This is a genomic window from Mucilaginibacter sp. P2_D11 (assembly GCF_056404435.1).
Genome location: NZ_JBFUEA010000007.1, coordinates 70,075 through 93,444, shown reverse-complemented (window position 1 = coordinate 93,444; position 23,370 = coordinate 70,075). Strand labels below are relative to the sequence as shown.

Below are 23,370 nucleotides of genomic sequence, written 5' to 3'. Positions count from 1 at the left end.
TCTGTAAAGGTTAGGGGTAATTATGGCCCGGTGCAAGTCATTTGCCAAGGCGTTCCCTGTATTTTGCCAACACGATTATAGCGAGAATGTTTTTTGCAAGCGGGTTTGATAGCTAAGAAAATGACTGATTTAACACTTGTAATGCAAAAAATAACTCAGTTGGAGAGATGCCAGCCCTTGCTCTTTAAAAATGCGGTGCATGATTTGCAAAATCCGGTCTCTTCATCTAAATAATTGCCGCCTTCGGCATCGCGCATAAAACAGGTTTTACTAGGGCAATGGGGCAATCCTTGCGTATGGGCTAACTCATGCAAAGCAAGCTTATAAAACTGGCTTGCGATTTTAGTTTTATGAAGACGATAGGTAGATATCACACAAGCGTTTCCCGGCTGAAAACCGAGGCCCATAACGCCCCAATCGACTATGTCACCATTTCGGGTACTGATGTCCTCGTTGGTTAGTCCGATGATAGCCGTATCGGCGTTGCCGAATTTAGCGAGATAACTGATGATAGAATCGGCCCGGTAGCGGTTCCTGGGTCTATAATAAGCGTTTAGGGGCAAAGCAATTGGGGGTTGTAATACCAATTGGGGATTTACTTTTAACAGTTTCTCACACACTATTTTTATATCCTCCGTTGATATACCCTTAAACGGTTGCACAACGAACACTCTATTTGCAGGCGGTAAATTTGGCTGACACCCTGCACCTGTTAATAACATCGCTATAGCAAAAACAAACAAAAATCCTGATCTGATTGGCGACAAGGGCACTATTTGCATCCGTGTTTTTTTGTGTTAAAGATAGCCGATGATTTTTCCACAAAACGGTATTTCGTATCGATTTTTGATAAATTTGTAATCTACACGATACGGAGAGAAAGATACCATGCCCGAATTTTCGCACTTACACGTACACACCCAATTTTCGTTGCTCGACGGCGCCGCCGATATAACCAAGTTATATAAAAAGGCCGCTGCCGATGGCATGAAAGCCCTGGCCATTACCGACCACGGGAACATGTTCGGCGCCTTCAAATTCGTGGCCGAGGCGGGAAAGCATGGCGTAAAACCGATAGTGGGCTGCGAGTTTTATGTGGTAGACGACCGGCATAAAAAGCAGTTTACCAAAGAGAAAAAGGATAAGCGTTACCATCAGCTGATGCTGGCCAAAAACGCCGAGGGTTATCAAAACCTGATTAAGTTATGCTCTTTAGGCTATATGGAGGGCCTTTACAGCAAATGGCCACGTATAGATAAGGAACTCATCTTAAAATACCATAAAGGCATCATCGCCACAACGTGCTGCCTGGGCGCATCCGTTCCGCAGGCTATTTTGCGCGATGGCGAGGCGGCTGCCGAGATTGAATTTAAATGGTGGTTAGATTTGTTCGGCGAAGATTTCTACATAGAAATGCAGCGCCACGATATCCCCGAGCAAAACACGGTAAACCTGGTGCTGGCCAAATTCGCCAAAAAATATAATGTAAAGGTAATCTGCTCCAACGATTCGCACTACGTGGATCAGCAGGACTCTAACGCGCACGATATTTTGCTTTGCGTAAACACCGGCGATTTGCAAAGCACCCCCATAGCGACCGACGAAGAGGGCGGCAAGGGCTACCGCTTCGGCTTTACCAACGATCAGTTTTATTTTAAGACTCAGGCCGAAATGGGCAAGCTGTTCCATGATATCCCCGAATCATTGGATAATACCCAGGAGATTGTAGATAAGGTGGATGTGCTGAAGCTGAAGCGCGACATCCTCCTCCCCAACTACGTTATCCCCCCCGAATTTAAGATACACAGCGACCTTACGCCCGATGCCGATACCCTTAACCAGTGGGAATACCTTAAACACCTTACCTTTTTAGGTGCCAAGGAACGTTATAAAGATATCAGCCCCGAGGCTGAGGAACGGATCAACTTCGAGCTGTTCACCATCCGCACCATGGGTTTTGCGGGGTACTTCCTTATTGTGGCAGACTTCATCAAAGCCGGGCGCGATATGGGCGTATTCATCGGTCCGGGCCGTGGTTCGGCCGCCGGTTCGGTAGTGGCTTATTGTACAGGTATCACCAATATCGACCCGCTGAAGTATAACCTCCTGTTCGAGCGTTTTTTGAACCCCGACAGGAAAAGCATGCCCGATATTGATACGGATTTCGACGATGCAGGCAGGCAAAGGGTTATCGATTATGTGGTTGATAAATACGGCAAGAACCAGGTGGCCCAAATTATCACCTACGGCTCTATGGCCGCCCGCACCAGCATACAGGATGTTGGCCGCGTGCTGGATATGCCACTTGCCGATGTGAACGCCCTGAAAAAGCTAGTGCCCGACACGCTGGGCATCAACCTTAAAACGGCCATAGAACAGGTGCCCGAGCTGCAGGCCATTTACAAATCAACCGAGCTTAAAGGCATCGTGCTCCGCGAAGCGGAGAAATTGGAGGGTTCGGTACGTAATACGGGCGTGCATGCGGCGGGTATCATCATTGCCCCTTACGATTTAACAGACATCGTTCCCGTTGCCACCGCCAAGGACTCTGACCTGCTGGTTACCCAGTACGATGGGCGCGTGATTGAAGATGCAGGCGTTATCAAGATGGACTTTTTGGGCCTTAAAACGCTCACCATTATCAAGGATGCCCTGCGCATGATCAAGCAGAACCATGATGTACATATCGATATCGATTATATACCGCTTGATGATGTTCAGACCTACGAACTTTACCAGCGCGGCGATACCAACGGTACTTTCCAGTTTGAAAGTGACGGCATGCAGATGTACCTGCGCGATCTGAAGCCCGATAAATTCGAGGATTTAATTGCCATGAACGCCCTGTACCGCCCGGGGCCGATAGAGTACATCCCTAACTTTATCAAGCGTAAGCATGGGCAGGAACCTATCGTTTTCGACCTGGCAGATATGGAAGAATACCTGGGCGAAACCTACGGTATCACGGTGTACCAGGAGCAGGTGATGCTTTTATCGCAAAAGCTCGCCGGCTTCAGCAAAGGCGATGCCGACGTTTTACGTAAGGCCATGGGTAAAAAGCAAATTGAGGTACTCAACAAAATGGAGTCTCAGTTTATGGATGGGGCCATTGCAAAAGGTCACCCTAAAGATAAGCTCACCAAAATATGGACGGATTGGAAAGCATTTGCCCAGTACGCGTTCAATAAATCGCACTCTACCTGCTATGCTTTCGTGGCATACCAAACGGCCTACTTAAAAGCGCATTACCCGGCAGAATACATGGCGGCAGTATTGAACAACCAAAACAACATGGAGAAGATTACCTTCTTTATGGAAGAATGCCGCCGCATGGGCGTGCAGGTTTTGGGGCCCGATATCAACGAAAGCGATATGGCCTTCGCCGCCAATAAAAAAGGCGTTATCCGCTTTGGAATGGCTGGCGTTAAGGGCGTGGGCGAAAAGGCCGTAGAAAGTATCATAGAAGAACGCAACGAGCGCGGCCCTTACACCAGCGTATATGATTTTGCGCAGCGAAGCAACACCCGATCGGTAAACCGTAAATCCTACGAAAACCTGGTTTATGGCGGGGCCTTCGATGGCTTTGGCCTTTGCCGGGCGCAGTTTTTTGCCAAGACGGAGAACGGTCTGCTTACGGGCATAGAACGCCTGATTAAATACGGTAACGACTACCAGAACACCAAAAACAGTTCGCAATCGTCGTTATTCGGTGGCGAGGTAGCATCGTATATCCCCGAGCCAGCCATGCCCGATGCAGAAGAATGGCCATTAATCGAGCGTTTGAAATATGAGAAAGATGTTATAGGCATCTACCTCACCGGCCACCCGCTTGATAACTATAAGCTGGAACTGGAGAAATATTGCAACACCACTTTAGCAGAGCTTAAGGTAGTGCAAAAGGCTCGTTCGGGCGAGGGCGGCGAAGAAATAATGGCCAAGTTTGCCGATCTGCGCAAGCGCGGCGAAATATGTATTGGCGGCCTGGTAGGCAACGTGCAGCATAAAACGACCAAAATGGGCAAACCCTTTGGCACCTTCGTGCTGGAAGACTACGATGAATCGTACGAGTTTGCGTTTTTTGGCGAGGATTACGTCAAATTCCGTAACCTGATGATGGATGGGTATTTCCTGCACATCAAAGGCAATATAGAAGAAAAATTCAGACAAAAAGATAACTGGGATTTGCGTGTAACTGTGATGAGCTTATTATCGGAGATGCGCGAGAAACTCACCAAATCCGTAACCGTAAGCCTGGATATAAACGCCGTGAACGACCAGGTGATAGCAAGCCTGTTACAGATGGTAGATACCAATAACCAGAAATACCCATCGCGCAGTTGCCTGCTCAAATTCAAGATAAACGACGGAGAGGAATCGATGTTTGTGAACCTGGCATCTAAAAGCCACAAAGTAAACCCTAGCGATGATTTGATGGCCGAGATATTAAGCCTGACGAGTATGAATGCGGTGCTGGCGTAGGACTTGGTAATGTGCAGGTTATCATTTAAATTCGGGCAACCAATTTAAATGATCATGAAAAAACAAACCGCCCTACTAATTTTAGCGTTAGTCTTAGTTTTTGGCTGCCTGTCTGTTAAACAAGCAGTTGCGCAATCCGTTAAAAAAGGCATGATAAAAGTAACTATACTTTACCCCAACGGCGAGGGCAAAACCTTTGATATGGATTATTACGCAACCAAGCACATCCCTATGGTAAAACGTCTGTTTGGCGATGACATGAAAGGCGCCACCATAGACAAAGGCATTGCGGGAAGTGCTCCCGGCGCGCCGGTACCATATTTGGCTATAGGCACACTATATTTCGACAACATAGCCGCTTTTCAAAACGGCATGAAAGCCTATGCACAAGAAATTCGCGCGGATATCCCCAAATATACCAACACTACGCCGATAATCCAGATAAGCGAGGTGGTTGAATAGTAGTCGAGAAAAACGGAACTGAGAAATTATAATTCCTTTAACAAATCGTCGAAATCTCTTGCCTCTACTTTTCCCGCTTTAACATCATTCAATTCTTTAACGGCATCCTGTAATTTTACCACTATTGCAGGCTCCCTAAACGTGTAGCAACTTTCATCCGCAACCTTTATGCTATCGCTGTTTACGGTTAAAAAGTGGGCGCCCCATTTTTCGAGGGCGTAGAATATCGAAGCGAGTTCTTTGCCTAAATCGGTAAAGGCGTATTCTACGCGCGCGGGTACTTCGGGGTAAACCTTACGGGTAAGTATCTTGTCTTCTTCCAACTCGTGTAGTTGCTGGGTAAGCATCTTCTCAGTCATGCCCTCAATGTTGCGGCGTATCTCGCTGTAGCGTTTCGGGCCATCTAAAAGCTGGTTCAGTATCTTCACTTTCCACTTGCCGCTTATCACACTCAGGGCAGCTTCCATACTGCAGGTGTACAGGGGATGTCTTTGTTTTGTCATATAAAAAATTGCGGATTGGCTTTAACGCAAATGCGCCCATAACCTACTAAAAGGTGCGTTCCGTACAAAATGGTGCATTCTTGACGGGGGCCTGCGCCCGCCGTACATTTGAGTCATCAAAACAAAGATAATGAAAAAGCTAAGCAATAAAATAGCAGTAATAACAGGCGGCAACAGTGGTATAGGCCTGGCCACCGCACAAGAATTTATAGCACAGGGCGCAAAGGTTATCATCACCGGCCGCAACCAAAAATCTATAGACGAGGCCATCGCTTTATTAGGCGATAACGCCTACGGCGTAATTGCCGATAGCGGCAACATGGCACAAATAAAAACCCTAAACGAGCAGGTTAAAGCCATCGCTCCTAACATCGATATCATCTTCGTGAATGCCGGCATTGGTAAATTCAACTCGGTTGAGGCGATGGAAGAAGAGATGTTCGATGATATCATGGATATCAACTTTAAAGGTGCCTATTTTACCTTGCAGCAGTTGCTGCCATTGGTAAACGAAGGCGGTTCTATCATCTTCAATACCTCTATCAATGCCCACATCGGCATGGCAGGTGCAAGCGTTTACGCAGCAAGCAAAGCAGCCTTGTTATCGTTGACTAAAAACCTGGCGGTAGAGTTATTACCACGCAAAATACGCGTGAACAGCGTAAGCCCCGGCCCGGTAGGCACGCCATTGCACAGCGCCGATAAACTGGGTATCACTGATGACCAGCTACAGCAAATGGGCGAAGGCATACTGAAACAAATCCCTATTGGCAGGTTCGGTACATCCGAAGAACTGGCCAAAGTGGTAACCTTCTTCGCCTCGGACGATTCCACCTTCCTGTTAGGCTCTGAACTGATTGCCGATGGCGGGATGTATAATTTATAAGTTGATTGGTTTGTTTGGGATAGTGGCCGGGGCATCAGCCTCGGCCGTTTTTTGCAGATAGCGGTTGATGAAATAGCAGATCATGGCAATTATAGGCGTGGTAACAATAGTGATGAATATACCGCAAAAAAGTGCAGCCATACCTGGCATGCCGCATATTCCCTCTCCATGCGCTTTTCGAGACATCGCATCCAAAATAATTTCCATGGCTATAAAAGAGCATATAATGCCTGCAAAAAGCGCAAACCCGAAAATGGCGAATAAGGGCAATTGTATCTTGCGCACCAGCCTTAATACCGAAAGGATAATCTGCAGAAAAGGTGCCACAAACAATAACAGGAACTCCATAACCAGCTTTTTAATTGATACCTTAAGTAGTAAAAAGGTAACCTTAAACCCACTGATTATTACACATCTGTCAATATTATCCACATTATCAATAGAATTGTCACATTGTCAGGCACCCACTTGTGGCAAGCTATTTGAATAGTATATATTTGTACACTAAAAATTTTAAATATAAAAATATCATGGCTTTAGAAATAACAGATGCAAACTTCGAAGAACTTGTTCTTAAATCAGATAAACCAGTACTTGTTGATTTTTGGGCAGAGTGGTGCGGTCCGTGTAGAATGGTTGGCCCTGTAGTAGAAGACATTGCTAAAGAATATGATGGCAAAGCCATTGTAGGTAAAGTAAACGTAGATAACAACCCAGGCATATCCATGAAGTACGGCATCCGCAACATCCCGGCTTTATTATTCTTTAAAGGCGGCGAAATTGTAGACAAACAAATTGGCGCTGTACCAAAATCAGTACTGACCGAAAAACTAGCTAAGCAATTAGTATAAGTTTATCTATCATATATAAAACACAAAAGGCTTCGGGTAAATCCGAAGCCTTTTGTGTTGAACTGTCTTTTCTCTTTCAGTCTTTTCTCTTTCGTCTGATAGGTTACATCCTACTTACGCTGCCGCTGCCGGCTTTTGAGGTATTGATGCTTTTAGGCGAACCCGTGTAGTGCACGTCGCCGCTGCCTACTACCGAGGCATCTAATCTATCAGAAACGTTTACGGTGGCATCGCCAGAGCCTGCTACGCTTACTTTAGTGTTGCCGGTAGTCATGCCCCGGGCGGTAAAATCGCCCGACCCTACTACGCTAACAGACGATACGTCGGCACTACCGCTGATGGTAATATCGCCCGAACCTGCAATGCTGCTGTCCAGATTCTTCACGTTCAGTTTACCGGTGATATCGCCGCTGCCCGATAATTTCAATTTCAACGAAGTTGCTTTCAGGCCTTCTTTAAAAAAGATATCGCCGCTCCCTGCAAGGGTAATAGCGTTAACGTCCCTAAGGGCTACGTAAATCACTACTTTTTTATCGTGCCAGCTCCAGCTGTTGTTGTCATCGCGCTTGGTGTAAATTTTTAAGGTGCCGCCCTCTACTTCGGTTACTATGCGGCCGATGATATCGGCAGGGGCGTCAACCTTTACCGATTCTGACGAACCCTGGGTGATGTACACATCGAAAGAGCCGGCTACGTTTACCGCGTTGAAGCCTGTTAAATGACGGTCTTCCGTATTATTTTTGGCAAATGCCGATGCGCTTATAACCACCATTACGGCAGCCAGTATAAAATTTTTTAATGATCTCATGTCTTTTAGTTTTTGTTCAATCTATCAGACGCACTTTGTTTTTGATAAGTTGCACCAATCAAAAAATATTTTTCACGGTGCCTAAAATTCACCGTAAAAAACCTTTGAAAATCTTCAAAAATCTGTGTTTTTCTGTGCTTTTTCCGGGGCGTTCTTTGGCTTTTTAAAATATTGATTATTGCCGTTTTTAAACCGGTAATTGGCACCTAAAAAATTAATCAACCAGCACCCCGATGTAATAATTAAAAGTGTCGGCCTCGATGTTGTCTTTTGCGGCACCGTCGATATTCACCGGTTTAAACCGGTCGGTCGGTGTAATGAATTTGTACTCGCCACCTTTTACCCTCACTTTTACCGGCATGTTGAAACCAGGAGTTTCGGCCACCCAGCGGGCCATCAGCTTGCCTTGTATGGTATCGAATTCGAGCACCGGCAGTTTTACATGCTTTAGGTACTGCTCAAACACCGGCGAAAGGTTTATACCGCTTTGGGCGTTGATGTAGCCCACCACATCATCATAGGTAACCGTTTTATGGTAAAAGGTTTTGTTGAGGCCGCGCAGGATGCTGCGCCATTTATCATCGTCGTTAATAATGGTGCGCACCATGTTGAGCAGGTTGCCGCCTTTGTAGTACATATCGCTGCTGCCCTCTTTGTTTACGCCGTAAGCACCTACAATCGGGCCATCGTTCTGGATGTTCATGCGGGTGCCGTGCACGTATTCCTGCCCGGCCTGTTTGCCGTAAAAGGTTTCGATGAACAATGATTCGCTGTAGTTGGTGAAGCTTTCGTGTATCCACATATCGCCCAGATCTTTACTGGTGATGTTGTTGCCGAACCATTCGTGCCCGCTCTCATGCACCACGATGAAATCCCACTTCAATCCCCAGCCTGTGCCCGATAGGTCGCGACCGAGGTAGCCGTTGCGGTATTTATTGCCGTAAGCCGTACCGCTCTGATGCTCCATGCCCAGGTGCGGCGTTTCTATCAGTTTATAGCCATCTTCATAAAAAGGGTAAGGACCAAACCAATGTTCGAAGGCTTTGAGCATGCGGGGGGCATCCAGTCCCCATTGTTTTTTGGCTTTCTCCAGGTTATAGCTCAGCGGCCAGAAATCCATCTCCAGTTTGCCTTTTTCGCCCTGGTAAACGCCGGTGTAGTGCGCATAATCGCCTATGTTGGCTTCCAGGTTGTAGTTATTGATGGGGTTGGCCACAAACCAATCGAAACGCGTGTAGCCGTCCTTTAGCTTGGTAACCTTGCGCAGGTGCCCGTTAGATACATCCTTTAAGCCGTTGGGGACGCTGATGCTTACCATGGCGCTATCTACCTCATCGTCCTGCACATCTTTGGTTGGCCACCAAACGCTGGCCCCCATGCCCTGGCAAGCGGTTGCCACGTGGGGTTTGCCTAAGGAGTCGGTAGCGTATTGCACGCCGCCATCCCATGGTGCGCGTTTGGCTATGGTTGGGTTGCCGCTATAGTAAACGGTAAACTCGTCCTTGCTGCCCTTACTGATGGTTTTGGGGAAGCTAAGGAACACGGCATTAAACTCGCGGGTATAACTAAGTTCCTGGCCTTTGTAAACCACCTTTTCAATTTTAAGGTTGTTCCAAAGGTCGAACTGTAGTTTGGTAAAATCTGCCGCAGCGGTAAACTTGAATTGCACGTTGCCACTGATGTATTTTTTATCGATATCGAACTTGATATCCAGATGGTAATAGTTGATATCGTAACAGGTACGCAGCGGCGTAGTGAGCGAACCGCGAAGGGTATCGGCACGGGTAAAGATTTCTTTTGGCGTGCCGAGTTGGGCATGGGCGTTGATGCTGGTTATTGCTAATAATGCCAGAAGACGTAATTTCATATTGTTTATTTATAAGTCATTATTTAAACTCCGTCATTGCGAGGTACGAAGCAATCCTCGGCAAGCAGAGCCGCTATGCATACGGCTTGTCCTCCGTAGAGATTGCTTCGTGCCTCGCAATGACGTTGTGATGATGTGTGGCGAAAAAAAAACATTCACCACTCACCATTCACCAACGCCTACTTCAGCACCTCCACATCAAAATAGCTATCGTTGAATATGGTTTCGGTAGCTTTTATGTAATCGCTATCATTGGCTTTGTAGGGGTTATCCAAAAATGTTTGCGGGTTACGGGCAAACAGCGGAAAGGCGGTGCTTTGCACCTGTATCATAATACGGTGGCCCTTTTTAAAGGTGTGCAGCACATCCTGTACGCGGAAATTGATATCCGTTTTCTGGCCTGCTACCAATGCCTCGGGTTTTTCGAAACTGTTGCGGAAACGGGCCGGCATCACCTCGCTGCGTACCATTTGCTGGTAGTTGTTCAGCGTGATGCTTTTGTTGGGCATGTAGGGATTGTTCGGCTCATCGGCAGGGTAAACATCAATCAGTTTCACAAAGAAATCAGCATCGGTGCCGGTGCTGGCCACTTTAAGGTGCGCCATTATCTCGCCACCCAGGGTAACGTCATCGGTCAACACATCCGTCTGGAAAACCAATACATCGGTACGGCGACCGGCAAAGCGCTGGTCCTCGCTCATATAATTATGCGGGGTAAAGCCTATGGTGGTTGGCAGGTCTTCGGTGTAAGGAACGGGTTTCAGCGGGTCGCTGATGTAGCTGGTTGAACCTGCAGTTGCCGGTTGCGAAGCGGCCAGTTTACCGTCGTTATTCAGGTAAAACTTTACATGCTCTGCGCCGGGCGATGGCCATTTATCGAACGTACGCCACTCGTTTTTGCCGGTATTGAACATATAGGCTTCGGGCAGGCCGCTGTTTTTATCGCCATTGCCTTTAAGGAAATGGTTGAAGAATTTCTGCTCGATGTTGCGTTGGTAGAAGGTAGCGATGCTATCGCCGAAGTAGATATTGCTGTGCATAGTGTGCCCCGTCTCGCGCGACCACCTGCCATGCCCGAAAGGCCCCATCACGATGGTGTTGTAACCATCCGGATTCTTCTGCTCGATGGCTTTGTAAATAGCCAGCGGACCGGTTAAATCTTCGGCATCAAACCAGCCGCCTACGGTCATTACCGCGGTTTTTGTTTTGCCGTAATGTTTTGGCAAGCCGCGTTGTTGCCAAAAAGCATCGTAGCTGGGGTGGTTGATGGTTTCCTGCCAGTAAAAATTGTCTTTATAGTATTTGTCGGCATTTTTTAGCGGCCCCATATCCAGCAAAAACTGGTAGCCATCTTTAGTGTGCGGGTTTATCATCTGGCTGTTATACCAGGGCGTTGCGGTAGTGTCCTTTTTTTGCACGCCGAACACCGGGTAGGTGAAGAAGTAGCTTTCTAAAAGCGCGCCGTTGTGATGAAAATCGTCGAAAAAGAAATCGGAGATTGGCGCCTGCGGCGATGATGCCTTCAGGGCCGGGTGGTTGCTCAGGATACCCGCAGCGGTATAAAAACCAGGGTAGCTGATGCCCCATTGCCCTACGCGGCCATTATTGCCGGGCAGGTTTTTGATGAGCCAGTCGATGGTGTCGTAAGTATCCGAGCCTTCATCCACGTCGGTTTTTTTCTTTTTGTTATCGATGACGGGTGTCATGTTAGTCCAGGTGCCTTCGCTTTTCCAGCGGCCACGAACGTCCTGATAAACGAAAATGTAGCCTTCCTGCATCATGTATTTTGAGGGACCCAATTGGCCGGCGTATTTTGTTTCGCCGTATGGCGCAACGCTGTAGCAGGTGCGCTGCATCATAATGGGGTATTTGTTGGCAGCAGAAGCGTCCTTAGGCGTGTAGATAGAGGTGAACAGCTTTACGCCATCGCGCATGGTGATGTACACATCTTTTTTGGTGTAATGCTCTTTTACATCGTAACTCTGCGCAAGGGCAGCGGTGCAGGCGGTAGCCAGCAGGAATAAAACGGTGAAGATTTTTCTCATGATTATCAGTATTAGCAGAGGCTAATTTAGCAAGTAAATCAACAATTTACTAACCGTGGCAGGGTTGTTACAAAAGGAGGTAATAATTAGTTATTTTGCATCAAAATACAAGCATATGGCCGGCAACAAAGTAGAAGAAATTATAGAGAAGTATTTGCAAAGAGAAGTTGAACGCGGGTTGAATCAACTTCCCGGGTCGATTGAGCCGGAAATGCTAGCACCCGGCCAGGAAACCAACCAGGAATGGAAAACATGGCTGCCAATTGCCAGTACGGTTACGGATAAAGAAGTTGCTGCACTTGAAGAAAAAATAGGGTGCAAACTCCCGGCTGCTTATGTGCGTTTTTTAAAATACAAGCACTTTTATGAGTTACATATCGGCGAGGCTGCTTTTTGCAGGCATCCCATCCAAACCTGGCAAAATTCATTGGAGAAAATGATATTTGATGGCTATCCACAGGAATATCTTTACGATATGGGCCTGATTCCCTTTGCCGATTGGAGCGATTGGGGATTGCTTTGCTTTGATACGAGGCGCAATTATTTTACCGCCGATTACCCAGTTGTTTTATGGGATCACGATGTAGCGGATTATTATACTGATTACAGTATGAACTTTAATATGGCTATAAAGAAATTGGATAAGGAGGATGAGAAAAGCTGGGCGCAGCAGGCGGACGAGGGATAGTATTGCCGAACCATCGTAGTCAAATCAGGTACCATTAGGCTTTGAACGTTTTGTGCTAAATGAAATCATCGACTGCTCATTGCCGCAGGGGCTATTACTTTTTTCGCAGTTGTTTATTTTTAAAGGTGCTCAAGAGGGCTTCGCCGTTTGCTGCGCCAAAAGTAACAAAAGCGCTTTCAGCAATCAGGCTTCTTTGCCGCACAGGCCTTTGCCCTGCAAACCAGGCAGAACCGCGGGCTGCAAAATCTTGCCCCGCTGGCGCGCCCCGCATGCCTCTCCCTTCTGCAAGTATTGCTATGCCCCTCCCGCCCACAGGCCACCATGTTCTGCCCGCTTTCACCCGAAGCTTAGCTGCTGAGAATTGTCTGAACTCGAATTTTAAAGAATTAACGAATTAACAGAATTGGCTATAAACCCTGCATTTTGCCCATTCCATAAATTCAGAAAATTCGGGTTCAGACAATTCTTCTTTGGAGCATGATTAGCTTGATGGAAGGATGAATTGATTTTGAAAAACAAGAAAGGAATCAAGAAATCCTTTAATCCCACGAATCATGGTTCAGACAATCAACGAAATCATTTAATCAGTAAAATCAGCGGTTAAACTTCGCCGCATAATTCATAAAATTACCCGTAAGCCCGTTATCTTCCGTGCCTTTACGGCGGATGAAGTAAAAATCGCGGGTTATGCTGAGACCCTCTATGGGTACCTCAACCAGGTCGCCTTCGGCTAACTGGCGAATGATGGAGGGGCGGGGCATAAAGCCGAGGCATTGGTCGGCCAGGAGGAAGTTCTTGAGTGCCTCTGTGCCACCGAGGCGTATTTTGATAGACAGGTCGGCGGGTTTGACATGCAACGCCGAGAGGGCCTTTAATAGGGCTGTTAAAGTACCCGAGCCCCGTTCCCTCACCGCAAGTGGCGTTTTTACGAATTGTTTCAGACTGAGCGATTTCCCCGCCAACGGACTTTTTGCCGAGCACACAGGTATCACCTCGTCGCTCATGAAATGGGTGTAGGTAACGGTAGTGAGCTTGGTTTCGGCCTCGATGATGCCGAGGTCAACCTCGTGCCGTAGCAGGGCATCCAGTATATATTCCGAGTTCCGGTTCACTAATTGCACGCCCACATTGGCGTATTCCTGCTGGAAGCCCGAGAGGATATACGGCAAAATGTATAAGGCGATGGTAGTGCTTGCCCCCAGGCGCAGGTGCCCTGCGGCATTGGCGGCGTTGCTGAGGATGGAGAGCTCATACTCGGCCTTACGCTCAATTTCGGTAGCCTGTTTCAGGTAATCGTTCAGTTTTATACCTGCGTCGGTAAGTGAAATGCTATTGCCTTTGCGCTCGAAAAGCGGCATCTTGTACTGGTCTTCCAGTGCTTTGATATGCTTGCTGATGGCCGGCTGGGTAATAAACAGCACCTGCGCCGCCTTAGAGAAACTAAGGTTGGCGGCAACTTCCATAAAAACGCGGTGACTGAAGGATATCATTTGGCTAAGATAACCTTTTCGAAATATTGCCCGTTGAATTTGTAGGTGATGATTTTCGCGGTGATGTTACCCTTTGTATCGACCAATGGCATACGAATGGTTTGTGTGACAGCATCAAAGGTAATGGTGGGCCGTTTTCCATAAGGGATATGAGCTATCGAACCAAAATCGTACTCGTACGAAATCTCATTCTTCAATCCCGAGCCTGTTTTGAGCAGCTTTACATTGGTATTTAGCTTACCATTTTCGATAGCAAATATTTTAATGCCCGTACCCGCATACCGCGATGATTCTATAATGCCCGTAATCCCAAGATAATACGTTTTGTTGACTGCTTTAAAGGTGTATAGGTTTGAATAAAAAGGCACGCCAGTCTCTTGGGAACTGACAAACAGTTCTGACTTTGTTGTATTTCCGGTTTTATACTGCATCAGGTTCTCAAATTCGCGCATGGTGCCGCCACCACCCATATCCCATGAATAAATTCTAAACAGTCCGTCGGAAGATGTGAAAATATCCAAACGCTCTTTTTTTAATGAAGCAAAGGATTGAGCAATTGTAGCCGGATATTTTTCTGTTGCTTGTTTTAGTTTCTCCCCAAAAACTTCGTTTGCGTTGTCGAGGGAATCGCTTGCGTTAACAGTCGTATCGCTTAGTCTTTGATCCCAATAGGCTATTTTCTCGAATGACTTGAGCAGGTCGGCTTCGGTAGATTGAGGTGTTTGGGCAAAAAGGGCTGCAGGTGCCAGGAAGCAGCTGATAAGCAGGAATAATTTAAGGGCTCTCATGTATGATAATCGAAATCGTTAAAGACTATTCAATAATTCATCTTTGCTAATTCTTAAATGTTCAGCAGCGTCGCTAATGATAGAATTCAATGTCCCTAAACGCAATGGATTGTGATTGGGTATGGTTAAATGATGTTCGCCAATATCTGAAACCCTGGTTACTCTAATATGGCTTCCTTTTTGGCGGGTAACCTTGTAGCCGTAGTTTGACAATAGTTTTATTAGCTGCTGGCCCGATAAATTACGGGGAAGTTTTGGAGACATTTGATACTAAAGAACTACACAGTGATAATTTCCTCTTTAACTAAATGCAAACGAATTATTTTGGGGATGTTTTCGTCGTCGAAATGGCACTGTACAGCCTCCCTGATGTTCGCCTTCAATTCGTCCATAGTATCACCTTCGGTAAATATAGATTCACCGATAGCCTTGGCAGTATAACCACCCTCTAAAGCCTCTTCCACCAGGAAAAATATTTCGTTCATATCCAAATTTAAGGATTTTATTTAACAAAAAAGCCGCGCAAATATTGCGCGGCTTTTAAAATCATTAAGGGGAAGCTTACACCTCCACAGCCTGCCCTATCAAATGCTTAGCCACCAGATACTCGGCAATCTGCACGGCGTTGGTTGCGGCGCCTTTGCGCAGGTTATCAGATACTATCCAGCAGTTTAGCGTATTCGGCTGGGTTTCGTCGCGGCGGATGCGGCCAACAAAAACTTCGTCTTTATCATGCGCGTCAAGCGGCATCGGATATTTCAGGTTCGCGATATCATCAGTTACTACAATGCCCGGCGATTTTGCAAGCAGTTCTTTCACTTCTTCTACATCGAAATCATTCAGGAACTCGATGTTAACCGACTCTGAGTGGCCACCCATTACCGGGATACGCACCGTAGTAGCGGTAACCTTGATGCTGGCATCGCCCATTATCTTAACGGTTTCTTTCACCATTTTCATTTCTTCTTTGGTGTAGCCGTTCTCAGTAAAAACGTCAATCTGCGGGATAACATTCAGGTCGATAGTGTACGGGTATGCCTTTGGCCCATCGATACCTTTACGCTCGTTAAACAACTGGTCAACCGCTTTTACGCCGGTACCGGTTACCGATTGGTAGGTAGAAACCACCACGCGTTTTATTTTATATTTATCGTGCAGGGGCTTTAAGGCCACTACCATTTGTATGGTTGAGCAATTAGGGTTGGCGATGATTTTGTCATCGGCAGTAAGCACATCTGCATTCACTTCGGGCACAATTAACTTCTTGCTTGGGTCCATACGCCAGGCCGATGAGTTATCTATCACGGTTGTGCCAACTTCGGCAAACATAGGGGCCTGCTCCAGGGAAGCACTGCCACCCGCGCTAAACAGGGCAACATCGGGCCTTTGCTTTATCGCATCCTCAACAGAAACCACCTTATACTGCTTACCCTTAAAAGTAATTTCTTTACCAATACTTTTAGCGGAAGCTACGGGGAATAATTCTGTAACGGGGAAGTTGCGCTCCTCAAGGATCTGCAACATTTTAGTGCCTACCAGCCCGGTGGCACCTACTACTGCGACTTTCATTTTGTGTGTTATGTATGTATAATTAAACTAAACTCCAAATATGCGATTTTTTTTGCGAATGTCTACTAAACTAGTATGCGAAATATTGTCTGAACTCGGATTTTAACGAATTAAAGGAATGAGCAGAAATAAAAATGGCACATCGCTTCGGGCTTTATTCCGTCACTTCTAAAAATTCCCCCAAATTCGAGTCCAGACAATAAATTCGAGTTCACCCAAAAAAATTTACCTTTGTACCCAAACCTGCATCTGCATGAGCGAAAAGATTTTAGTGATAGGCGCCAACGGACAAATTGGTACCGAACTGGTTACTGCTTTGAGGAATATACACGGGGCCGAGAACGTGATAGCATCGGATATCAACAACCCCAACTATGCTATCCGCAACAGCGGTCCGTTCGAGTTTGCCAACGTGCTGGATAAAGATAACCTGCACCATATATTCGAGAAACACCGCCCTACGCAAGTGTACCTGCTGGCGGCCATCCTTTCTGCCGTAGGCGAGCAAAAACCACGTATGGCCTGGGATTTGAACATGACCGGCCTTTTGCATATTCTTGATTTTGCCGTAGAGTTTAAAGTTGCGAAGGTTTTCTGGCCCAGTTCTATAGCCGTTTTCGGCCCGCACTCGCCACAATATAATACGCCGCAATACTGCATAATGGACCCTAACACGGTTTACGGTTTCAGCAAACTGGCCGGCGAGCGCTGGTGCGAATATTACTATACAAAATACGGGCTGGATGTGCGCAGCCTTCGTTACCCGGGCTTGATAGGCTGGCGTGCCAACCCGGGCGGTGGCACTACCGATTACGCCGTTCACATCTTCCACGAGGCATTAAAAAAAGGCAATTACCAAAGCTTTTTGAAAGAAGGCACCGCCCTGCCCATGATGTATATGGATGATGCCATACGCGCTACCATTACCTTAATGGATGCACCGGCCGAACAAATAAAAATACGCAGCAGCTATAACCTGGCGGGCATCAGCTTTACGCCCGAACAATTGGGAGATGAAATTAAAAAGCATTTGCCTAATTTCGAATTGAATTATGCAGATAGCGACCCGCGCCAGGCCATTGCCGATAGCTGGCCAAAATCGATAAACGATAGCCAGGCAACCGAAGATTGGGGCTGGCAAATAGAGTACGACCTTGGTAAAATGACCAGCGACATGCTCGAGAATTTAAAGAAAGTAATATAAAACGTAGATAAGAATAAAAGTCACGGTATTAGCTAGATAGCATCGGTGAAATCGGTGAAATCAAAATAAATCGGTGTAATCACAAAAAAATGGGAAGAGCATTCGAATTCCGTAAGGAAAGGAAATTTAAGCGCTGGGCCAAAATGGCGGTGCAGTTTACGCGTTTGGGTAAAGAAATTGTAATGGCGGTTAAAGCCGGTGGCGGCGACCCGCACACCAACTCGCGCCTGCGCACGGCCATCCAAAACTCAAAGGCCGTTAACATGCCGAAGGACCGTGTGGAAGCAGCCATAAAACGCGCTACCAGTCGCGACGAGAAAGATTACGAAGAACTGGTGTACGAGGGTTATGCGCAACACGGCGTAGCTATATTGGTAGAAACCGCTACCGATAACATCAACCGTACCGTGGCTAACGTACGTAGCTACTTTACTAAATACGGCGGCACGCTGGGCAAAACCGGTTCGCTGGATTTTATTTTCAGCCGTAAATCGGTTTTCACTTTCGACCCGGGCGACCGCGACCTGGAAGAACTGGAATTTGAATTGATTGATGCCGGTTTAGAAGACCTGTTTGTAGATGCAGACGAAGAAGGAAATGAAATTGCCGTATTGCACGCCGCTTACGAAGATTTCGGCAAGATGCAAAAAGCGCTGGAAGCCTTAGGCATCGAAACCAAATCGGCCAAACTGGAGCGTGTTGCGCAATCAAACATCGCTGTAACCGAGGAGCAATCCGTAGATGTATTTAAAATAATAGACCGCCTGGAGGAAGACGACGACGTGCAGGCCGTGTACCATAATATGGCGGAGTAATTTTGATTTCGGATTTCGGATTTTCGATTTCGGATTCTATTTTACCCCCGCGTCATTGCGAGGAACGAAGCAATCTCCCGATTAGCATATCCACAATGCAAAGCTTAGAGATTGCTTCGTTCCTCGCAATGACGAGTTTATTAAATTTAAAACAATGCCCCTAACATCAACCCGCAAACAAGAACAAAAAGTAAAGGTAACCTTTGCCAATGGTTTACTTTTTGTGGAGAAAGTAGATGGCAAACAACAGGCTTTCCCGCTGGAATGGTTCCCCAGGTTACTGAACGCTACCGACGAGGAGCGTGAAGATTGGGAGCAAACAGCAACAGGGATACGGTTTAATAAACTGGGGGTTGACGTTGCGATATAGATATGAGATGTTAGATATGAGATTTGAGATTAAGAGGCGACTGTCTCACATCTCAAATCTCATATCTCAAATCTAAAAAACCATGACTTTCGAAGAGTTTTTTCAGAAAAAGAGGATAGACCTTACCCGCCTGCAAGCGGGCGAGCCAGCCTTGTTTTTTGAATTTAAAACCCATTTCGAGCAAATGGGCGAGAAAAGTTTCGACCATACCAAAAAATACTGGTTCAATAAGTTACGTCTGCAATACCACCTGGCAGCCGAACAAAAGCCTGAGAAGGTACACGTAGAAAACCGCCTGGCCGAGCAAACCATTGTGGAAACGCTTACAGAAAGTATTCGCGCGCCATCGCCAAAAGTTGGCTTTAAGCCGAGGTTTAATTCCGGCGTTGCGAATGGGGAGAACGGCACACCGGAAGCTTTGGTTCCCGATGTTCCGGCAGAAATCCCGGCAGAGCCCACAGCACCAAAACCCGCCTTTAAGCCGCGCTTTAACCCAAAAATGGTTGCGCCAAAGGAAGCTGAAAGCGAAAAGCCGAAAGCCGAAAGCACGGAAGAAACACCTGCCGTTCCTGCTACGGAAACTACTACACCAAAGCCCGGCTTCAAACCACGCTTCAATATGAAGATGGCACCAAAACCTGCCGAGCCCGTTGAGGATAAAATTGAAGAGTCTGCCCAGGCAGATGCACAGCCGACAGTTACGGAAACACCTCCTACCCCTGCTGAAACAACTGCACCAAAACCCGGCTTCAAACCACGCTTCAATATGAAGATGGCACCGAAACCTGCCGAGCCCCTTGAGGATAAAGCAGAAGTACCCGCACAACCTGAAGCACTGCAGCCTATTGAAGAAACACCTGCCGCTCCTGCTGAAGCAACTGCACCAAAACCAGGCTTCAAACCGCGCTTCAATATGAAAATGGTAGCGCCAAAACCTGCGGACGCAGAACAACCGAAAGGAGACGATGCCGCACCATCTGCTGAACCCGCGCCTACTGCAACAATTGAAGTTAAGGCAGAAATACCTGTAACGCCGGATGCGCCTGCGGAGGAACCTACGCCCAAACCTGTCGGCTTTAAGCCCCGCTTCAACGCCGCCAAAATGAAGCCCAAACCACCGCAGGAATAATTAATTATTTTAGAACCCATAGTACCCAATATATATGGACCCCGAAGAATTGCTGAACGAAAACGGCACAGAACCCAATAAACCCAAAAAGGAAAGCCCCCTGGTAAGCCTCGAACGCGACCTTAAATTCTTCAACGAATCTATCCGGGAGGTAGCCGTTGAAATTATGCTCGAAGGTTTATCTATGCACCCCATATTCGTTGCCCATCAGCATGAGCTGAAACTCGGCGAAGTAATCCTCGACCGCAACGAACTCAACACCGAATGGAGTATCCACGCATCAACCATCGAAGAATTTACCGAGCGCGGCATTATCAAAACAGAGCTGAAAGAACGCTTCCTTGGCACTTACAAAAACCCGCACGATTTTATGTGCCTGTTTGTGGTAGTGCCCGAAGGGGCTAACTTTGTATATTATCCTTACATCAAAAGTTGAAACGTTGTAAGGTTGAAATGTTGTAAAGTTGTTACCTTTATATCTGTTATAGTCGACAAGGAACATTTCAACCTTCCAACTTTACAACCTTCCAACAACAAAACCATGCCCGATAAAAAACTCCTGATATTAAACAGTACGCAAATACAGCAAAAGATTGATCGTATTGCTTACCAGATACTGGAAGATAATTTCGACGAAACGGAGATACTTATCGCCGGCATACTGCCCCGCGGCAACCATGTGGCCAGGCGGTTGAAGGCTGTGCTGGATGAGATAGCGCCGTTTACTACCTCTCTGCTTACTATCGAACTGGAAAAGGACAGCACCAGCCTGAGCGCGCGCATCAATTTCGACGTGGAGGAATGCAGTAACAAGGTAATTATTTTGGTTGATGATGTGTTGAACAGCGGCAAAACCCTGGCCTATGGCTTCGGCGTTTTCCTGGATGTGCCCCTCAAAAAACTCCGCACCGTGGTATTGGTAGATCGTAACCACAAAAGCTTCCCCGTTGCTACCGATTATGCCGGCATGGCCCTTTCTACCGTTATCAAAGAACACGTTAACGTGGTTTTGGATGTGGAAGGTGAGGAAGATGCGGTTTATTTGGTGTAGAATAATTAAATTTGTGTATGTCAGCAGCAGAAGTACAAGAAACCAAAACGAGTTTGATAGCCTGGATAGAGCAGCTATCCGATTTGGAGATGCTTTCTATGTTGGAGGGCTTAAAGAATGCCAAGATAGAAGATGCAGGAAAAGATTGGTGGGATGAACTTAGCCCCGCCCAAATAGAAAATATAAACGCAGGCTTAGCGGAAGCCGAAAGCGGCAACGTAATGTCATCCAAAGAATTTTGGTCGAAGCTGAAAGATGCCTGAAGTTTTCTATGCGCCAAGAGCCCTACGCAACGCTGCCGAAATAAAAAATTATATCCTATACTATTTTACGCAGCGTGAGGTCAACAATTTTTCAAGGTTATTAAATAGGTTTGAACAGAACGTTAGCTTCTTTCCGTTACTTTATCGAAAAGCAGCAGGAACTCCAAAGTACATCGTGCCGTTTTGAGTAAGCAACTTTCAGTTTTCTATATCCTGAAAAACGGTCAAATTACGGTAATCGCCATAATGGATAACAGGATGAGCGAAACTAAATGGCCATAGGCCTCGACATCTCAACCTATTAATTCCCCCGCCGTAATCTCCGCTTCTTCCCGCTCTTGCGCTCTCTTTTTCCTATCTTTACACCCTAAAAAATCTACAAAATATCTATGTCCAAACGGTGGGTGATAAAAGATGCAGCTGATGCAGATGTGGTGAAGGCGCTTGCCGAAGAGCTTAACATCAGCACCGTATTAGCCAATATGCTGGCCCGGCGCGGTATAAGCAATTTCGACGAAGCTAAACTCTTCTTCCGCCCCAGCGTGCTCCACCTGCACGACCCTTTCCTGATGCAGGATATGGAAAAAGCTATCGACCGCATAGATGCCGCCATCGCCCAAAATGAAAAGGTGATGGTTTATGGCGATTACGATGTGGATGGCACTACCGCCGTGGCCCTGGTGTACAGTTTCTTTAAAAACCACCACGCCAACATCGAATATTACATCCCCGATAGGTATAAAGAAGGCTACGGCATCTCAACAGCAGGAATAGATTACGCGGCGGCCAATGGCATCACGCTCATCATCGCGCTGGACTGCGGGATCAAATCAGTCGATAAAATTGCTTACGCCAATACCCTCGGTGTAGATTTCATCATCTGCGATCACCACTTGCCCGGTGAAGAATTGCCCGCCGCCGTTGCCATCCTCGACCCTAAACGCGCCGATTGCCAATACCCATACAAAGAACTTTCCGGCTGCGGCATAGGCCTTAAGCTAGCCCAGGCCTACGTTGAAAAACACGATTTACCTTTCGAAGAAGTAAGTGCCTATTTCGATCTGGCATGCATCAGTATAGCTTGCGACATCGTGCACATCACCGGCGAGAACCGCGTGCTGGCCCACTTAGGCCTGCAAATGATAAATGAGAATCCCTGCATCGGCGTAAAAATGCTGATGGAAGTAGCTGGTCGTAAAGGCCCATACACCATAAGCGATGTGGTATTTTTATTGGGCCCGCGCATTAATGCCGCCGGGCGCATCAACGATGCCAAAGATGCCGTACAGCTATTAATTGCCTGCCACGAAGACGATGCCAAAGAAAAAGGCCTGCTCATTAACGAGCGTAACCAGGAGCGCAAGGAATACGATGTACAAATTACCGAAGAGGCCTTGAGCCTGATAGATAATGACGAGGTACTTATCGGCCGTAAGTCTACCGTGGTATTCAACGAGCGTTGGCACAAAGGCGTTATCGGCATCGTAGCGTCGCGCCTTACCGAAAAATATTACCGCCCCACCGTGGTGCTCACCCGCAGCAACGGGCATGTGGCAGGTTCGGCACGATCTGTACTGGGGTACGATTTGTACGAGGCCCTTTGCGGCTGCAGCGATTTGTTGTTGCAGTTTGGTGGGCATAAGTATGCCGCCGGGCTTACCATGCAGCCCGAGCAAGTGCCAGCGTTCATACAACGGTTTGAGGAAGTGGTGAGCAGCACCATTACCGATGAGCAATTGATACAGCAGGTGCTGATAGATGCGGAGCTGCAGTTGAACGATATCGAACCGAAATTCTTCCGAATATTGAACCAGTTTGCACCCTTCGGACCGGAGAACATGGCACCGGTATTCCTGAGCAAAAATGTGTATGTTAGCGGCAACGCGGGCCTGGTAGGCGGCAACCATGTAAAAATGAGCGTAATGCAGCCAGGCTCGGCGGCGTTCAGCTGCATAGCCTTTAACCATGCCGAATACCTGCCGCAGTTAAAACCCGGCGTACCATTCGATATTTGCTACGCTATAGAAGAAAACGTGTGGCGCGAGCAAAGGACGATACAGTTGAATATAAAAGGGATAAGGTTGGAGAGTGGTGATTAGTGA

General features: G+C 47.0%; 24 protein-coding genes. 13 read left to right on the top strand and 11 right to left on the bottom strand.

Going from position 1 to position 23,370, the window contains the following annotated elements; translation table 11 throughout:
- Nucleotides 1-155: 155 nt before the first annotated feature.
- Nucleotides 156-782: a hypothetical protein gene (locus AC1DXC_RS12615; RefSeq protein ID WP_477459501.1), complete on the bottom strand. Its 627-nt coding sequence runs from the start codon at nt 780-782 to the stop codon at nt 156-158.
- A gap of 106 nt (nt 783-888) precedes the next feature.
- Between AC1DXC_RS12615 and dnaE the strand changes: the two genes are divergently transcribed.
- Both dnaE and AC1DXC_RS12605 read left to right on the top strand, forming a co-directional pair.
- Nucleotides 889-4,479 (top strand): DNA polymerase III subunit alpha, encoded by a 3,591-nt coding sequence (gene dnaE / locus AC1DXC_RS12610; protein ID WP_477459500.1) that lies wholly within the window; start codon nt 889-891, stop codon nt 4,477-4,479.
- Between the two features lie 54 nt (nt 4,480-4,533).
- A complete protein-coding gene (locus tag AC1DXC_RS12605; RefSeq protein ID WP_477459499.1) occupies nt 4,534-4,941 on the top strand; it encodes an EthD family reductase in 408 nt (135 codons plus the stop codon).
- Between the two features lie 26 nt (nt 4,942-4,967).
- On the opposite strand, the gene AC1DXC_RS12600 is transcribed toward AC1DXC_RS12605, so the two are convergent.
- Nucleotides 4,968-5,444, bottom strand: a complete 477-nt coding sequence (locus AC1DXC_RS12600) for a winged helix-turn-helix transcriptional regulator (RefSeq protein ID WP_477459498.1) — start codon at nt 5,442-5,444, stop codon at nt 4,968-4,970.
- A 130-nt stretch (nt 5,445-5,574) separates the two neighbouring features.
- Here AC1DXC_RS12600 and AC1DXC_RS12595 point away from each other — a divergent pair, with 130 nt between their 5' ends.
- Nucleotides 5,575-6,330: an SDR family oxidoreductase gene (locus AC1DXC_RS12595; protein ID WP_477459497.1), complete on the top strand. Its 756-nt coding sequence runs from the start codon at nt 5,575-5,577 to the stop codon at nt 6,328-6,330.
- Here AC1DXC_RS12595 and AC1DXC_RS12590 read toward each other — a convergent pair.
- Nucleotides 6,325-6,678, bottom strand: coding sequence for a hypothetical protein (locus tag AC1DXC_RS12590; RefSeq protein WP_477459496.1), 354 nt, complete (start codon nt 6,676-6,678; stop codon nt 6,325-6,327). The two genes, AC1DXC_RS12595 and AC1DXC_RS12590, sit on opposite strands and share 6 nt — an antisense overlap.
- 182 nt (nt 6,679-6,860) lie before the next feature.
- Between AC1DXC_RS12590 and trxA the strand changes: the two genes are divergently transcribed.
- Complete coding sequence (gene trxA, locus AC1DXC_RS12585; protein WP_477459495.1) at nt 6,861-7,181, top strand: thioredoxin; 321 nt, start codon at nt 6,861-6,863, stop codon at nt 7,179-7,181.
- 103 nt (nt 7,182-7,284) lie between these two features.
- On the opposite strand, the gene AC1DXC_RS12580 is transcribed toward trxA, so the two are convergent.
- From AC1DXC_RS12580 to AC1DXC_RS12570, 3 genes are all read right to left on the bottom strand, one after another.
- Entirely contained in the window at nt 7,285-7,989 is a 705-nt protein-coding gene (locus AC1DXC_RS12580) for a head GIN domain-containing protein (protein ID WP_477459494.1), read from the bottom strand.
- Between the two features lie 214 nt (nt 7,990-8,203).
- Entirely contained in the window at nt 8,204-9,856 is a 1,653-nt protein-coding gene (locus AC1DXC_RS12575; RefSeq protein ID WP_477459493.1) for a M1 family metallopeptidase, read from the bottom strand.
- A gap of 179 nt (nt 9,857-10,035) precedes the next feature.
- The gene (locus AC1DXC_RS12570) at nt 10,036-11,901 is read right to left on the bottom strand and encodes a CocE/NonD family hydrolase (RefSeq protein ID WP_477459492.1); all 1,866 of its coding nucleotides are present in this window, start codon (nt 11,899-11,901) and stop codon (nt 10,036-10,038) included.
- A 115-nt stretch (nt 11,902-12,016) separates the two neighbouring features.
- Between AC1DXC_RS12570 and AC1DXC_RS12565 the strand changes: the two genes are divergently transcribed.
- On the top strand, nt 12,017-12,589 hold the full coding sequence (locus AC1DXC_RS12565) for an SMI1/KNR4 family protein (protein WP_477459491.1): 573 nt from the start codon (nt 12,017-12,019) through the stop codon (nt 12,587-12,589).
- 593 nt (nt 12,590-13,182) lie between these two features.
- Here the strand turns inward: AC1DXC_RS12565 and AC1DXC_RS12560 are convergent.
- The 5 genes from AC1DXC_RS12560 to AC1DXC_RS12540 form a co-directional block, all read right to left on the bottom strand.
- Nucleotides 13,183-14,079, bottom strand: coding sequence for a LysR substrate-binding domain-containing protein (locus AC1DXC_RS12560; protein WP_477459490.1), 897 nt, complete (start codon nt 14,077-14,079; stop codon nt 13,183-13,185).
- On the bottom strand, nt 14,076-14,867 hold the full coding sequence (locus AC1DXC_RS12555; RefSeq protein WP_477459489.1) for a hypothetical protein: 792 nt from the start codon (nt 14,865-14,867) through the stop codon (nt 14,076-14,078). The genes AC1DXC_RS12560 and AC1DXC_RS12555 overlap by 4 nt, the downstream gene beginning before the upstream one ends.
- 18 nt (nt 14,868-14,885) lie before the next feature.
- Entirely contained in the window at nt 14,886-15,131 is a 246-nt protein-coding gene (locus AC1DXC_RS12550; protein ID WP_477459488.1) for a type II toxin-antitoxin system HicA family toxin, read from the bottom strand.
- A 14-nt stretch (nt 15,132-15,145) separates the two neighbouring features.
- Entirely contained in the window at nt 15,146-15,352 is a 207-nt protein-coding gene (locus tag AC1DXC_RS12545; RefSeq protein ID WP_294948821.1) for a type II toxin-antitoxin system HicB family antitoxin, read from the bottom strand.
- 76 nt (nt 15,353-15,428) lie between these two features.
- Nucleotides 15,429-16,436: an aspartate-semialdehyde dehydrogenase gene (locus AC1DXC_RS12540; protein WP_477459487.1), complete on the bottom strand. Its 1,008-nt coding sequence runs from the start codon at nt 16,434-16,436 to the stop codon at nt 15,429-15,431.
- A 253-nt stretch (nt 16,437-16,689) separates the two neighbouring features.
- Between AC1DXC_RS12540 and AC1DXC_RS12535 the strand changes: the two genes are divergently transcribed.
- From AC1DXC_RS12535 to recJ, 8 genes are all read left to right on the top strand, one after another.
- Nucleotides 16,690-17,640, top strand: a complete 951-nt coding sequence (locus AC1DXC_RS12535; protein WP_477459486.1) for an NAD-dependent epimerase/dehydratase family protein — start codon at nt 16,690-16,692, stop codon at nt 17,638-17,640.
- A gap of 89 nt (nt 17,641-17,729) precedes the next feature.
- The gene (locus tag AC1DXC_RS12530; RefSeq protein ID WP_477459485.1) at nt 17,730-18,455 is read left to right on the top strand and encodes a YebC/PmpR family DNA-binding transcriptional regulator; all 726 of its coding nucleotides are present in this window, start codon (nt 17,730-17,732) and stop codon (nt 18,453-18,455) included.
- A gap of 154 nt (nt 18,456-18,609) precedes the next feature.
- A complete protein-coding gene (locus AC1DXC_RS12525) occupies nt 18,610-18,825 on the top strand; it encodes a DUF2442 domain-containing protein (protein WP_477459484.1) in 216 nt (71 codons plus the stop codon).
- Nucleotides 18,826-18,907: 82 nt separating this feature from the next.
- Entirely contained in the window at nt 18,908-19,954 is a 1,047-nt protein-coding gene (locus tag AC1DXC_RS12520; RefSeq protein ID WP_477459483.1) for a hypothetical protein, read from the top strand.
- Nucleotides 19,955-19,988: 34 nt separating this feature from the next.
- On the top strand, nt 19,989-20,390 hold the full coding sequence (locus tag AC1DXC_RS12515) for a hypothetical protein (RefSeq protein ID WP_477459482.1): 402 nt from the start codon (nt 19,989-19,991) through the stop codon (nt 20,388-20,390).
- A gap of 105 nt (nt 20,391-20,495) precedes the next feature.
- Entirely contained in the window at nt 20,496-21,005 is a 510-nt protein-coding gene (locus tag AC1DXC_RS12510) for a phosphoribosyltransferase family protein (protein ID WP_477459481.1), read from the top strand.
- 17 nt (nt 21,006-21,022) lie between these two features.
- Nucleotides 21,023-21,268, top strand: a complete 246-nt coding sequence (locus AC1DXC_RS12505) for a hypothetical protein (RefSeq protein WP_477459480.1) — start codon at nt 21,023-21,025, stop codon at nt 21,266-21,268.
- 389 nt (nt 21,269-21,657) lie between these two features.
- Nucleotides 21,658-23,367, top strand: a complete 1,710-nt coding sequence (gene recJ, locus AC1DXC_RS12500; protein WP_477459479.1) for a single-stranded-DNA-specific exonuclease RecJ — start codon at nt 21,658-21,660, stop codon at nt 23,365-23,367.
- The last annotated feature ends 3 nt before the right edge of the window (nt 23,368-23,370 follow it).